Genomic DNA, 14,275 nt, shown 5'->3' on the forward strand with positions numbered 1-14,275 from the left:
CATAAAATAAAATTAAGCGCCTAATAGTTAAACTAACTTATATTACAAGTGCAATCTCGCCTCTATTAATGCTGTAAATACCCTAATCTTTGGAATAAAATTATTATTAAAAAATTGAAATGCTGTATCATTTAATAAAATATTGGGCGGGAAATCTGCGGTAGGAAATGCTTCTCGTATCATATAATATAGCCAGTCATTGAGCTTAAAACGAGAAAATCCAGCTTCTTGCCATAACTCTTTCATCGTGTTTATAGTATTGTTATTCATTTGAAGTCCCTCTACTATATGAGATTGCACGATAAGGCGAAGTGTATTGACAGAGTCAACCACACGAGAAGACATATCACCAGTACCTAATATACTGGTATTTGTAAAGTTCAAATATAATGCTTCAAATTGTCCACTCGAGATATCTACTGGACGTTCAACTACATTTCCTAATGGAATCATATTATTAATAATTTCTATAGTGGAATTATCTCCTCTTGGCCTAAAGAATACTCTTCTTAAGTGTCCCACTTCTCCCTCAGGTAATAATCCTTGAGTTTCAAGTCCTATAGTATAAATACCAGTTCCTGCAGGGTTTTCAACGCGCATAACCCTCCCTTCATTTATAGCATTCCTAAACGCGACTACATAATCGCTAGTACTATTTTGTACTCCCCCTGGAAGAGCCAGGTTCATACCACGCTGCTCTCCTCTTCCACTCAATCCATGACTAAAACTTTCCATCAATTGCTCACCTACTTTCCTCATGCCTGTCGCAATACCGCCAAGAACACCAGCTCCCAGACTCAGCGCCCCAAGCCCCAGAGAGATCCATCCGAGCGTTGCTGAGGCTCTGGGATTGCTGTCTTCTGTGGCAGCACTGGCAATCCCCGTGACATCGGCAACAAGCCCCGCAATAATGGCAGTATCACCAGCCAGTGATGCCCCGCCAGTGGGAATAGCCACAACCAAGCCAACAACCAACCCGATGACTCCGCCAATAATCCCAAACAGGCTGCCCAAGCTGATATGCCCCGTAGGATCAATACGATTAATGGGATCACCGAGGCAGTAGGCATACGCATTTAGCCCCCCTGCGCCAAACGGACTACAGCCATCAGGCGCATTAAAACGCATCAAAACCGGATTATAAGCCCGATAGCCATTACCCAAGTGATAAGTTCCCATCACGGGATCAACACGCTCACCATTATAAGCCGGAATATCAGGGTTGCGTTCCTCTTCTGCCTGCTGCCCATAAGGCGAATAGCGATAGCGGGTTTGGGTACCATCACTTTTGTCGCTAACCAACACACTGCTATGTCTATCAGTACCCAATAAATGCGTATGGGTATCCGTAATGGTAGCAACGAGTTCCCCCTGAGCACGTAACAGTCGGGTCGCCATGCCACTTTCGCGCAGAATTTCTGTCATGCGCGTCGCCCCCTGATAATAAAGTTCATGGGTCTTGTCTGTTCCCATTTGTTGCAGCACCAGTCGGTTGGTCGCATCATAAGTATAGGTACTGGTGGTGTCACTTAAACTGGCTGAAATCAACCGCCCCAAGACATCATAAGTTAAATGACGACCAGCCTCATCGTGTATCAGGCGACCCGCAGCGTCATACACCAAAGTGATTGTGGCTGGATAATCTGGGTGCGTATGGGTTACGGTATGCAACTGACAAGGATCTGACGGATTGTAGGTAAATGTCGCTGTATCACAGCTTCCATCATTGAGGGTCGTCACACAAGTGAGGATGTTACCCAAATGGTCATAAGTAAAACGCTGACGGGTAATACTAAAGCCATAGGCATCACGTGGACATTCTGAGCCAGTACAGTGATACACTGTTAGCCAATAACGGGCGGGATCGTACGTGTAATTCTCCTGACGCAACAAACCAGCATTCTGTGAACGGGTCATGCGTGATGCTATTTGTCCTGTGACCGTATAAGTCTGTTCAAGCGTCAGCGTATCCGTTTCCGTCTGGATTTGGCGTTGAGTTTCACGCTCAAAATCATCAAAACTGAGCGTGGTGGTTAATGTTTTGTCATGCTGTTTATCGTGAACGCACCAGCTCTTGACCCGGCTGGCCGCATCATAGGTTAATACAACGTCAATATCAGCATCCCGCGCTGCAATCGGACGGCCAAACTCATCAAAACTGACATGACAATTTTTTCCTGTCACATCCTGATAAGCGGTCAGTCCGCCGACAGGGGAATAGGTATAGTTTGCCTCTCGTGCAGCCCCAGCCTTGGCATCCTCAAAACGGAAGGTTTCCCGCTGCAAACGTCCGGAAGCGGTATATCCCATACTATGAGTAGCCCGTTGGGCGGCACTGGCCTCCGTCATTACCCCAGTCTTGGGATCATACGTAAAGCGCTGCTGTATTTCCCCCGCATCCACCTGTGTCAAGGCCTGACCGAGCAAGGGTTCATAGGTATACAACGTCGTTTGACCCAACGGATCAGTGATCTGGCTGGGATAGGGGTTTTCCCCCTGATAGGAGGAACAGTAGGTACGCCCGCCACTGGTGGTTGAAATCGAGCGATGCAGGCTGTCGAAGCTACGCGTACCCAGCACCTTATCGCCAACCGCAATTTGCGTCACTAAACTGTCTGCCGTAAATGGGGCATAAGATTTTCGAACAACAGTGCCATCACTGTAACTTATCGTCAACAATCGTCCCAATAAATCGTAGGCGTACTCGGTTTTTTGCCCCAATGCGTCAAAGGTGGCCCGCAATCGTCCCAGACCATCATAGTGATGGTACTGCTGGCTATGCTGCTTGCCCTGGCTATCATAGAGCGTTAACGTGACAGGCTGGTGACGTTTATTGTACTTCACCGTACATTGACTAAAAGACAGCCCTTCCGCCTGTCGGGTGATCTGCGCGGTGCGGGTCACCGGATCATAATCGTGTTGGATGCTCCCGCCGGTATCTTGGGTAATCCGATGTGCTTTTCCCCAGTCATCATATTCAATCCGTTGATGGGAGGAAACCTGAACCACACGGGATGCACTGTCAGTGCCATTTTCCACTGGCAGCCAGTCATGCCGCGTTTGGGTCACCACACGTCCCCAACTGTCCCTCTCCATTTCAGACACTAACTGCCAGCGCTGATCGGGCTGCCCCTTTTCCAGTATTTCCTTCTGATAGGCATGTCCCAACCCATTAAAGCGGATACGCACCTGATTGCCCCACACATCGGTTTTCGTTGTCGTCACCGCCCCAATCGCTTCAATGGCATAATCATACTGCACCATTTGGCAATAATCGGTATGGGCATTACTGATATGCTTTGAAATACGTCCAATATCATCATAGACATAATCAGTAGTCCGTCCCTGTGCATCCACTTCATGCCATAACTTGTCGCTGACCTGCGATTGAGTGACTTGGGTTGTGAAGCTAAGCTGGTCATGCCCTGTCCATTCGGTGCTTTTTATCAGTGCCTCACCTCGCAGGATATAACTGAAGGTTTGCTGGCTTGTCCATGTCTTGCCCGCCGCAGCGATCTTTCCTTCCAAGGTGGCATAGCGGGTCTCGTCAATACGGTGAATGCGCCCATGATCGGGAGAATTCACATCATTCACATAGCTGGTCTGGCTTTTATGCAACAACTGGCCTGAGCTATGCCAGCCCTGATAGGTGCAGACCACAGTATAAGCACAGGGTGCACCGGCGAGTGTGGGTAGTGAATCATAACGATAAACCACCTGATATATCGGCGCATCATCATAAACACCTTCAGGAGAGGATTTACCGGGTGTAACGGTCTTGGATTTGACAAAACGCACGAAGCCATGCGGTGAGGCCGGACAGGCACCTTCTTCCCCCTCTACCGGATAATAAACCCAGTCAGTGCGGGTGCCATCCGGGGCAATCTGCATTGTCGGGTTACCCGCTTCATCAAATTCGGTCTGAACAACCTCCACGTCAGAGGCATCATTAAAGCTGACACTGGCCGTTTTCGGCATCTGGAACTGAGGGGGTTGTTTTTCAAACGACAACCCCGTTTGGGCATAATAGTCGGTCTTATGCACCCGCTTGCACCCATTTTGCTCCGTAGATTCGGAAACCAATAGATGGTATTTATTATACTTTCGGGTAATATGGCGTTGCGTTGTGCCGTTGTCCCAGCGTTCGGTCGAGCCATACCAGTAATTGCTTAAGGCACCGTAGAGATAATCTTCATCATCATTCCAGCTCTCGTTACTCCCATAACCCAAAAAATTATATTCGGTATATTTATAGTGCCTGATGATTTCAGGACCTTGCTTTGTATGTTGCGTGTACTGGGTGACATAAGGCAAAGGTGGTAATTCTGCCCCTTTGGGAAACTGATGGCCGTCAAAATCGTAATCAACAAATTCAGTGGCACCTGTCGGAGATGAAACCCGGTTTAAAAAACCGCTGTCTGAATCATATTCCAGCTTCCAAATTAATGTGTGGTTACTCGTCTCATTGCTAATCTGAGTGACTTTATCATTATCAAAGAGTAATCGGATATCATAAGATTCCGATGATTCGGGCCAGACCGTAATACGGGTATAAAAAGCCGTTTTATACTCGATTTTTAACAGCACCCGCCTTTCGTCCGATATAGCAGCAAGACGGGGCATAGTCTCCGTCTTATAAATCCAGTCCAGTTTCAGAGAATGGCCTAGCGGGGTAAATATCTGTGTAGGAACTTTGAGGTGATAGGCATTGTTCGGCCCGGTCAACACTTCAACTGTACCCGATTTATGGATCACCCAGTAAACATTCCGTGCAACGTCCTTTTCAAACCGCACAATATCCTGCTTATACTGTTTCAGATAGACGGCGTCCTTATATTCATCCACTTTATAGCGCTCACCGGTGGAGAGACTTAATAACCGTTGCCAGCTGTCATACTGGGTCAGCCCCAGGGAAAAGCCAATACCAAACCCCTGGTTGTCGGTATTAAGCGGGTTATACGCCAGCGCTATCGTCTGGGTTGGTCCGAGATGATTATTGCCGGTTAACTGGGCAACCAGCATGGTATAAGTAAACAAACCGGTTCGTGGATCAACGCTGCCTGTGGCCGCACTTTGAAAGTTGTGGGCATTTGAGAAAAAATCATATGGCATTTTAGCGCCTCTCTTTTTTATTTATGGAAAAACGTATTTCTCATTTCATAATCAGAGGATGCTCAAGGAAAATTTACTACGGCGACTGACAAAAATATTATAGAGAGAGCAAACATCTTCATTTTTTTAAGCAGTAGCCATTTCAGACTTATTATTCAGGATCCGCACGATAGACTTTGGGTTTTTCTTCGTTGTTATCATGGCAAGATTCTACTTTGTATAAACATTGGCTTTTTGACGCTTGTATGTAAAATCTGATGCATTTATTGCATAAAATAGCAACTATTTTGCATAGAGACGTCATTCTTGCTCATTCACCCCTCCCGTAGGTGAAACGAATCTGCATTGTCCATGATAATTTTTAGAAAGACAGACTCATTACCATAGATATCGCGGAATTTGAATTGTGGAATTTGGTCAGCCTCATCAACCCAAAAATTATCACCCCCCGGGCTTTCGAAATAAAGCCTACTCAAACTAACAACATCGGTGCGTGTTGTTGTGACTATCTCCTCTTGTGGGGTAGCTTCCCTTTTCAGACTGCTACTGAGATCTGGGGAATCATTTATTACGACCCGATAAGCAGCTCCAGCTGTTCTCTTGGCACTATATGTCCCCCAAAGAAACCAAAGGTAAAGATTGTTACTTCTTGTATGATGGGTAAATCTTCGGTAATCATACTTAAAGGTATCTTCATCGTTTATGGTATTTCGAATTTCAACATCATGAATTGCATACCCCTGACCTTTTTTAGGAAAAAGATAATAATTATTTTGAGTCCATTCCGGGTATTGAAACGAAATTTGCGTATGCTCTCCTCCTAATATATCAATTACAGTGATGGTCCGTTTTAATTCATATGTGCCATAGGCGACATTTTCTTCAATTTGTGGTGTTGGCACCAGATCATCAAAATGATAAGTGATTGGTTCATGACCTGTAACAACAATATGTGATCCCTTATAATGAGAATCATCTGATGAATACGTTTCTCCATCCAATGTAACTTTTGCTATTATTTCGATGAGTTCACTTTTTTTTGTTTTCAGCCAATAAATTTTTTTCTGAGGTTCAGAGTCATCACTGAGCGCGTCTTTTCCATATGATAAATTTGTGTCTCTTGTTATACTACGTCCTGGAAACTGGTGACGGTAATCGTTTTCCTCAGAACTGTATTGCCAATCACCAGATAATTTCTCACCTGTTATTTTATTAACTAATTCAATACTATTTAATTGTTCAGGAGATAAGGTTACCACCTCCTCATTATCGGTCGCAGCTTGTATATTAATAATGATACCAACTTGCATATTTCCATTAGCAAACAGATGACCTTCCCTTTTTCCACCAAATAATTCAAGATTAAAGGTGGGTAGCCTCATGATTTTTTTTGAAAAGCCATTTCTTTTTTGTGTGTTCATTATAATTCCCCTTTGAAAAAATAAGAATAAAAAACTCATTATCCTTTTAAGGAATTCTTGACTTCTTCCATTGCGATATTAAAAAACAATAGCGACATCCCATTGTTCAAATTAGGTATATATAATATTATATCCAACACTGAAATATTTCCAGAATAAATTACAAAAATAATATTACATAAATTAAATTACTTAAACAGCCAAATGGAAATTAAAATAAAAATGGCAACAAATTATTATTTAATAATATATTTTTTCATAATATTATTTAATGATAAAAATTCATTAATATATATCCCAGAGACACAGACAGCCCCCTATCTATATAACATCATGCGATATAGCGATGTGTCACTGGGGAAAATAATTACCGTTAAGAATTAAGAAAGTTGAGACTGTGACTGCTCCCCACCCTATCCCTATCGGGCGAGCAACTGTCTTAAACGATAGTATTGGCGATCTCAGCAGATGTTTTTAATACTCTGATTTGCATAAATAACTCATCCGCTTCATTATACTCTTTGCGCAAATACCCCAGCCATTGCTTGATACGGGCAACGTGATAAAGCCCCGTATCACCCTGTTTTTCGAGATAAGTATATTTTTGCAGTAACTTAAGTACATCACTCCATGGCATCTTTGGTTCGTTATATTTAATTACGCGGCTCAGATTTGGCACATGCAGGGCGCCACGGCCTACCATCACAGCATCACATCCTGTCGTTTTGATACACTCTTGGGCGCTCTGCCAATCCCAAATTTCACCGTTGGCAATGACAGGAATAGCAAGGCGACGCCGAATCTCCCCTATCGCCTTCCAGTTGATACGCTCTGCTTTATAACCATCTTCTTTGCTCCGCCCATGCACAACCAGCTCGGTTGCACCCGCTTGCTGGACGGCATCCGCAATCTCAAATTGGCGTGAAGCAGAATCCCATCCCAGACGTACTTTTACCGTTACCGGCAAATGTGCAGGCACGGCTTCACGCATAGCTTTAGCTCCCTGATAAATGAGTTCGGGATCTTTTAATAAGCTAGCGCCTCCACCACTGCCATTTACTGTCTTGGACGGACAACCACAGTTTAAATCGACACCCCATGATCCCAACTCAACCGCCCTGACAGCATTTTCTGCCAACCATTCTGGATATTGCCCAAGGAGCTGGAGCCTGACAGGCGTTCCCGATGGTGTACGGCTCTGATAATGCAGTTCAGGGCACAACCGGTAAAAAGATTTTACCGGCAGTAAGCTGTCAACCACACGCAGGAATTCAGTAATACACAGGTCATAGTCATTGATTTCACTCAACAGTTCTCTAACCAGAGAATCCAAAACCCCTTCCATCGGAGCCAGCAAAACGCGCATGGATTACTCTCCCGCCACCGAAGCACGTGGAGTTTTGGTTGCCCGATTTTTATTTACCCGGTTTTGTTTGGAATGGCTTGGTTTGCCATTTCTGTGTGGGTTATTACCGCGAGGATTATTACCACGAGAGTTATTATCACGGCTATTGCGCCCGTTTTGGATAGGTTCAGCTTTGATAGAAGGATCAGGTTCATAACCCTGAATGGCAATGCGTGGAATTTCTCGCTTCAATAGGCGCTCAATATCTTTCAGGAGTTTGTGTTCATCGACACACACCAGCGATATTGCTTGCCCAGTAGCTTCTGCACGCCCAGTACGACCAATTCGATGCACATAATCTTCGGCAACATTTGGCAACTCATAGTTGACGACATAGGGTAATTGGTCAATATCCAGTCCACGGGCAGCAATATCCGTTGCCACCAACGCGCGGATTTTCCCTGTCTTAAAATCAGACAGCGCACGGGTTCTTGCCCCCTGACTTTTGTTGCCGTGGATCGCAGCAGCAGTCACACCATCTTTGTTCAATTGCTCCGCCAACCGGTTTGCACCATGTTTGGTTCGCGTAAATACCAACACCTGTTGCCAGTTCTGGCTGCCGATCATATAAGAGAGCAATTCACCCTTGCGCTTTTTGTCTACAAAATGGATTGCTTGTTCAATTTGCTCAGAGGCCGAATTACGCCGTGCCACTTCTACGCTTACTGGATCTTTCAGTAACTTATTGGCGAGGCTTTTAATTTCATCAGAGAATGTCGCAGAAAAGAGTAAATTTTGGCGTTTTGCTGGCAGCTTGTTCAACACACGACGAATATCGTGAATAAAGCCCATATCCAACATGCGGTCAGCTTCATCTAGAACCAGAATCTCTACGCGAGAAAGATCTACCGCATTTTGATGCTCCAAATCCAGCAAACGCCCCGGCGTTGCTACCAGAATATCCACACCACCGCGCAATTTCATCATCTGCGGATTAATGCTGACACCGCCGAATACAACAAATGAACGTAATTTGAGATATTTGCTGTAACTACGTACATTTTCCCCCACCTGAGCCGCCAGTTCTCGGGTTGGGGTTAAAATCAACGTCCTGACAGGACGGCGACCTTTTGCCTGAATCGGGGATTCACACAAAAGTTGCAAGATAGGCAAAGTAAACCCTGCGGTTTTTCCCGTGCCTGTCTGGGCACTGGCCAGCAGATCTTTGCCGGATAACACAACAGGAATGGCCTGCTGCTGAATAGGGGTGGGTTCCACGTAGCCTTGTTCTTCAACGGCACGCAAAATATCAGCCTTCAAGCCGAGTGACTCAAAATTCATAAATAAGAAATACTCCAGACTTCACCATGCCTGATATCAATTCAGGGGCAGTTTTATGGGAAGAAAACAGACGCGGTAAAACGCAAAGAAACTACACAAACTGCAATGCACCGTATATAAATAGGGCATGATTATAACAGATATGTCTTTCCACGCAGGCCAAAGAGAGCAATAAATTCGTCTAAAATTGACTAAATCTCTTTAGCCAAGGGAAATGAGCCAAAACTGGACGATTATTTTTTATGGGTGTCTATTAAAAAGACAATTTGTAGCAACTTTACATCTAATTACTTTAGTTTTAAAGTTAATCATACGATTGATATAGTTTTCAGCACTCCCGAAAACTCTTTGTCACAGGAAATATTTTGACATGGTAGCAAAGAAGGCCCAGACATTACGAGGCGAGCACGCCAAACAACAACTTCTGGAAGCAGCAATAGAAATTTTTGGCAAATCAGGTCTGGATGGCGCTACTACCCGCAACATTGCCCAACATGCACAGCAAAATATCGCAGCTATCGCATACTATTTCGGTTCCAAAGAAGGATTATACCTCGCCGTTGTGCAACATATTGCCGATAAGCTAAAAGCAGAGTTTTCACCTCTCATTGAAGCCATTGATCATTTTTTTGAGAAGACACCCAAACCCTATCCAAAAGACCCAATACTGGCATTTATTCATCAGGGAATGGTGAGCTATAACCGCCTGATTTTCGAGAAAAGCAGTATCAATATCAGCCGGATCATGTCCCATGAACAATTGACGCCAACAGAGGCTTACAGTGTCATGCATGAACAGGGACTAGCCCCAATTTATTCGCGGTTGAATAAACTCATCGCCAATTATATCGGAGCCGATGAACGCCAAATTTCCACCCAGATTCACACTCATGCTTTATTGGGTGAAATCCTTTCTTTCCGTCTGGCCAGGGAAGCCTTATTGCGCCAAACCGGATGGGACAATATTGGCGCCAAAGAATACGAATTAATCAATCAGGTTTTATCTCAACACATCAATTTATTGCTTGATGGGTTAAGAGAGAAATCAAAAATACATACCCAATAACTCTTAAGCAATGGCATAACCAACGAAGCCACCACTTGAAAGATAGAGGGTATAAATTGAACAAGGCATAAGGGATGGTATGAACAGTAAAGAGTTTGCTCTTGCCCTATTGGCGCTCATTGTTGTTATCAGTGCGATTGTCGGTATCTACTATTATCAGGAACAAAATAGCAGGGAGCTAACCCTGTATGGCAATGTCGATGTCAGGACTGTCAACCTCAGTTTTCGGGTTGCCGGTAAACTGGCTGATCTACAAGTGGATGAAGGTGATGCCATTACGGTGAACCAGACACTTGGTCGCCTTGATGATACCCCCTTTATTAATGCCTTGAATCAGGCCAAAGCGGCTCGTGATGTCGCCAAGGCCAATCTTGCCAAAGCTGAAGCGGGTTATCGCAGCGAAGAAATTGCCCAAGTACGTGCTGAAGTAAAACAAAAAGAGTCAGCATTCCATTTTGCCGATAGCTTCCTGAAACGCCAACAAGGCTTGTGGCAAAGCAAAACCATCTCAGATAATGATCTGGAAAATGCCAGAACTGGACGCAATCAAGCACTGGCAGCTTACCAGGCGGCAAAAGATAAATTGCGTCAGTTCGAGACGGGTTATCGCATAGAAGAAATTGCGGCAGCAAAAGCCCAACTTACTCAGGCAGAAGCAACCGTAGCACAGGCGGAACTCAACCTGAAAGATACTCAACTCACTTCTCCATCGGCAGGGATGATCCTAACCAGAGCCATTGAACCAGGCACCATGCTGGCGGCGGGCAACACGGTTTTTACCCTGTCCCTCACCAATCCCGTTTGGATCAGGGCATATATTGATGAACCTCATCTCAATCAGGCTACCGCTGGACGGGAAGTTTTGATTTATACCGATGGGCGGAAAAACCAGCCCTATCATGGCAAAATCGGTTTTGTTTCTCCCACTGCCGAATTTACTCCCAAAAATGTCGAAACACCTGATTTAAGAACAGACTTAGTTTATCGCCTGCGCATCATTGTCCTTAATCCCGATAAGGGACTGAAACAAGGAATGCCTGTTACCTTGCGTTTTGCTGAAATAAATTTTACTGAAACAAATAAGTAGGCGATAACATGACCAGTTCAGCTTATACGATAAAACTGAACGGTGTGGAGAAAACTTTTCCAGGATTAGACGTTCCTGCTGTATCCCATCTACAAGCAGAAATTCAGGGTGGATCAGTGACGGGTCTTGTCGGTCCAGATGGTGCTGGAAAAACCACGCTGATAAGAATGTTAGCCGGATTATTGAAGCCTGATAGCGGCAATATTGAAATTATGGGACTTGATCCCATCAAGGACAGTGTTCAAGTACGTTCTGACCTCGGTTACATGCCGCAGAAATTTGGCTTGTATGAAGATTTAACCGTAATGGAAAATCTCACTTTATATGCCGATTTGCGTGGTGTACTGGGCGCAGAGTGCAAAACTACCTTTCAGAAATTACTCACCTTCACGGATTTAACCCATTTTACCGGACGGTTAGCCGGGAAATTGTCCGGTGGCATGAAACAAAAACTGGGGCTTGCTTGCACTTTATTAGGTAGCCCGAAAGTTTTGCTACTGGATGAACCTGGTGTAGGCGTTGATCCCATCGCCCGCCGTGAGTTATGGCAAATGGTTCATGAACTCGCTTCTGACGGCATGTTGATCTTATGGAGCACCTCTTATTTGGATGAAGCCGAATTATGTCGTGATGTTTTGCTTATGAACCAAGGTAAGCTGCTCTATCGCGGCCAGCCACAAGAATTAACCCAAAATATTGCGGGTCGATCTTTTTTGCTTGATGTCAAACAAGATGCGCGGCGCAAAATGTTGCAACATGCCCTCACCTTGCCCCAAGTGACTGATGGTGTAATTCAGGGAAAATATGTTCGTCTGATCTTAAAAGAAGAAGCGGATAAAAATGCATTACTCCAACAAATAGGGTTGCCTGAAGCCAATCTCTTCGAGGCCGAACCACGTTTCGAAGATGCATTTATCGACTTATTGGGTGGTGGCCCATCCCATCGTTCCGAATTGGCAGAAATAATGCCTCAAATCCCACCAAACCCAACGGAAACCGTGATAGAAGCCCGTAGCCTGACTAAAAAATTTGGCGATTTTGCTGCCACTGACCAAGTCGATTTTCAGGTGAAACGAGGGGAAATATTCGGCCTATTGGGGCCAAATGGAGCCGGAAAATCGACTACCTTCAAAATGATGTGTGGTTTAATGATCCCCACTTCAGGCAAAGCGCTGGTTCTGGATATGGATTTAAAAACCGGTTCAGGCAAAGCCCGCCAACACCTTGGCTATATGGCCCAAAAATTTTCACTTTATGGCAACCTGACTGTTGAGCAGAATCTTAAGTTTTTCTCCGGTGTTTACGGCTTGAAAGGTCGCCATCAACAAGAAAAGATGTCTGATATGATCCGAGCGTTCAATCTTAGGCCAATCTTACATCAAAAGACTGATAGCCTTCCGCTCGGGTTTAAGCAACGACTTGCCCTTTCCTGCGCATTGATGCACGAACCTGATATTCTGTTTTTGGATGAACCCACTTCGGGTGTGGACCCGCTGACCCGTCGAGAATTTTGGTTACATATCAATGGCATGGTAGACAAAGGGGTAACTGTGATGGTCACAACCCACTTTATGGATGAAGCCGAATATTGTGATCGTATCGGGCTGGTATTTAGAGGCAAATTGATTGCAGCCGGAACGCCCGATGAACTGAAACAACTGGTTACCACGGATAAGCTCCCTAACCCTTCCATGGAAGATGCTTTTATCGATCTCGTGTTGAACTACGATAAGGAGCCGCAATGAGTCATCCTGAACATATAACATCCCAACAAGCGGTCAGTTTCTCATGGCGTCGATTGAAAGCACTCTGTATCAAGGAGACTAAGCAAATTGTCCGTGATCCCAGCAGTGCTTTGATTGCGGTAGTTATCCCTTTGATGTTGCTCTTTATTTTTGGTTACGGCATTAACCTGGACTCCAGCAAGCTTCGCCTTGGTATTCTAATGGAACAGCAGAGCGAGGACGCCAGAGAATTGGTGCATGTATTTACAGGATCGCCCTATATTGATGCCACCATCAGCGACAATCGCCAGCTCTTAATCAAAAAAATGCAGGAAAACCAAATTCGGGGCATTATCGTCATCCCTGTCAATTTTGATGCCCAGCTTGCCCGCGCAGACGGCCATGCCCCCATCCAGGTTATTACCGATGGCAGTGAACCTAATACCGCCAATTTTGTGCAGGGCTATACCAAAGGTATCTGGCAAATCTGGTTACAACAGCGAGGGCAAAATCGTGGGGTTGCAACGACTCCCTTGATTGATACACAAATCCGCTATTGGTTTAATCCCGCCGCCATTAGCCAGCATTTCCTTATTCCTGGTGCTGTTTCAATTATTATGACCGTGGTAGGCGCAATTCTTACCTCGCTCGTCGTCGCCCGTGAATGGGAACGCGGAACCATGGAAGCACTACTTTCGACCCAAGTTACCCGCACCGAATTGTTGCTCGCTAAATTATTACCCTATCAAATGCTGGGGTCTTTTGTCATGGTACTTTGCATGTTATTCACAGTGTTTGTACTGGGAGTTCCCTATCGCGGCTCACTCTGGATATTAGCATTAGTCTCCAGCCTTTATCTCGCTACTGCCCTGGGTATGGGGTTACTAATTTCCACCCTAACACGTAATCAGTTCAATGCGGCGATGATTTCTCTCAATGCAGCTTTCTTGCCTGCCATTATGTTGTCTGGTTTTGTTTTCGAGATAGACAGTATGCCCGTACTTATTCAGGCTTCGACTTATGTCATACCGGCTCGTTACTTTGTCAGCAGCCTACAGACGCTCTTTCTGGCTGGGAACATTGGTACTGTGTTGATGACAAACCTGCTCCTGCTAATTGCCAGTTCCATTGTCTTTATCGGCCTGACCGCGTGGAAAACCCGTCGGCATCTGGAGTAAA

The 14,275-nt window shown here is 45.0% G+C and carries 8 protein-coding genes; 4 read left to right on the plus strand and 4 right to left on the minus strand.

Features of this window, described 5'->3' with window-relative positions:
* Positions 1-42: 42 nt before the first annotated feature.
* The 4 genes from Xets_RS02165 to rhlE all read right to left on the minus strand — a co-directional run bounded on the left by Xets_RS02165 (position 43) and on the right by rhlE (position 9,219).
* Positions 43-5,112 carry an RHS repeat domain-containing protein gene (locus Xets_RS02165; RefSeq protein WP_187651099.1) on the minus strand — a complete coding sequence of 1,690 codons (5,070 nt, stop codon included), beginning with the start codon at positions 5,110-5,112 and terminating at the stop codon, positions 43-45.
* 314 nt (positions 5,113-5,426) lie between these two features.
* The gene (locus Xets_RS02170; RefSeq protein ID WP_099131187.1) at positions 5,427-6,533 is read right to left on the minus strand and encodes a hypothetical protein; all 1,107 of its coding nucleotides are present in this window, start codon (positions 6,531-6,533) and stop codon (positions 5,427-5,429) included.
* Between the two features lie 439 nt (positions 6,534-6,972).
* Complete coding sequence (gene dusC / locus Xets_RS02175) at positions 6,973-7,899, minus strand: tRNA dihydrouridine(16) synthase DusC (RefSeq protein WP_099131186.1); 927 nt, start codon at positions 7,897-7,899, stop codon at positions 6,973-6,975.
* A 3-nt stretch (positions 7,900-7,902) separates the two neighbouring features.
* The gene (gene rhlE, locus Xets_RS02180) at positions 7,903-9,219 is read right to left on the minus strand and encodes an ATP-dependent RNA helicase RhlE (RefSeq protein WP_099131185.1); all 1,317 of its coding nucleotides are present in this window, start codon (positions 9,217-9,219) and stop codon (positions 7,903-7,905) included.
* Between the two features lie 370 nt (positions 9,220-9,589).
* Here rhlE and cecR point away from each other — a divergent pair, with 370 nt between their 5' ends.
* The 4 genes from cecR (at position 9,590) to Xets_RS02200 (ending at position 14,274) form a co-directional block, all read left to right on the plus strand.
* Positions 9,590-10,285, plus strand: a complete 696-nt coding sequence (gene cecR / locus Xets_RS02185; RefSeq protein ID WP_099131184.1) for a transcriptional regulator CecR — start codon at positions 9,590-9,592, stop codon at positions 10,283-10,285.
* A 79-nt stretch (positions 10,286-10,364) separates the two neighbouring features.
* Entirely contained in the window at positions 10,365-11,372 is a 1,008-nt protein-coding gene (gene hlyD / locus Xets_RS02190) for a secretion protein HlyD (RefSeq protein WP_187651100.1), read from the plus strand.
* 8 nt (positions 11,373-11,380) lie between these two features.
* Positions 11,381-13,117 carry an ATP-binding cassette domain-containing protein gene (locus Xets_RS02195; protein ID WP_187651101.1) on the plus strand — a complete coding sequence of 579 codons (1,737 nt, stop codon included), beginning with the start codon at positions 11,381-11,383 and terminating at the stop codon, positions 13,115-13,117.
* The gene (locus tag Xets_RS02200) at positions 13,114-14,274 is read left to right on the plus strand and encodes an ABC transporter permease (RefSeq protein WP_099131181.1); all 1,161 of its coding nucleotides are present in this window, start codon (positions 13,114-13,116) and stop codon (positions 14,272-14,274) included. Before Xets_RS02195 ends, Xets_RS02200 begins: the two co-directional genes overlap by 4 nt.
* Position 14,275 lies beyond the last annotated feature (1 nt).

This window comes from Xenorhabdus sp. TS4, from assembly GCF_014467265.1.
In the GTDB taxonomy this organism is placed as follows: domain Bacteria; phylum Pseudomonadota; class Gammaproteobacteria; order Enterobacterales; family Enterobacteriaceae; genus Xenorhabdus; species Xenorhabdus ehlersii.

What these genes read in the sequence shown, in the direction of transcription:
- Xets_RS02165 (WP_187651099.1), bottom strand. Translation starts at nt 5,112, where the DNA reads ATGCCATATGATTTTTTCTCAAATGCCCACAACTTTCAAAGTGCGGCC.
- Xets_RS02170 (WP_099131187.1), bottom strand. Translation starts at nt 6,533, where the DNA reads ATGAACACACAAAAAAGAAATGGCTTTTCAAAAAAAATCATGAGGCTA.
- dusC (WP_099131186.1), bottom strand. Translation starts at nt 7,899, where the DNA reads ATGCGCGTTTTGCTGGCTCCGATGGAAGGGGTTTTGGATTCTCTGGTT.
- rhlE (WP_099131185.1), bottom strand. Translation starts at nt 9,219, where the DNA reads ATGAATTTTGAGTCACTCGGCTTGAAGGCTGATATTTTGCGTGCCGTT.
- cecR (WP_099131184.1), top strand. Translation starts at nt 9,590, where the DNA reads ATGGTAGCAAAGAAGGCCCAGACATTACGAGGCGAGCACGCCAAACAA.
- hlyD (WP_187651100.1), top strand. Translation starts at nt 10,365, where the DNA reads ATGAACAGTAAAGAGTTTGCTCTTGCCCTATTGGCGCTCATTGTTGTT.
- Xets_RS02195 (WP_187651101.1), top strand. Translation starts at nt 11,381, where the DNA reads ATGACCAGTTCAGCTTATACGATAAAACTGAACGGTGTGGAGAAAACT.
- Xets_RS02200 (WP_099131181.1), top strand. Translation starts at nt 13,114, where the DNA reads ATGAGTCATCCTGAACATATAACATCCCAACAAGCGGTCAGTTTCTCA.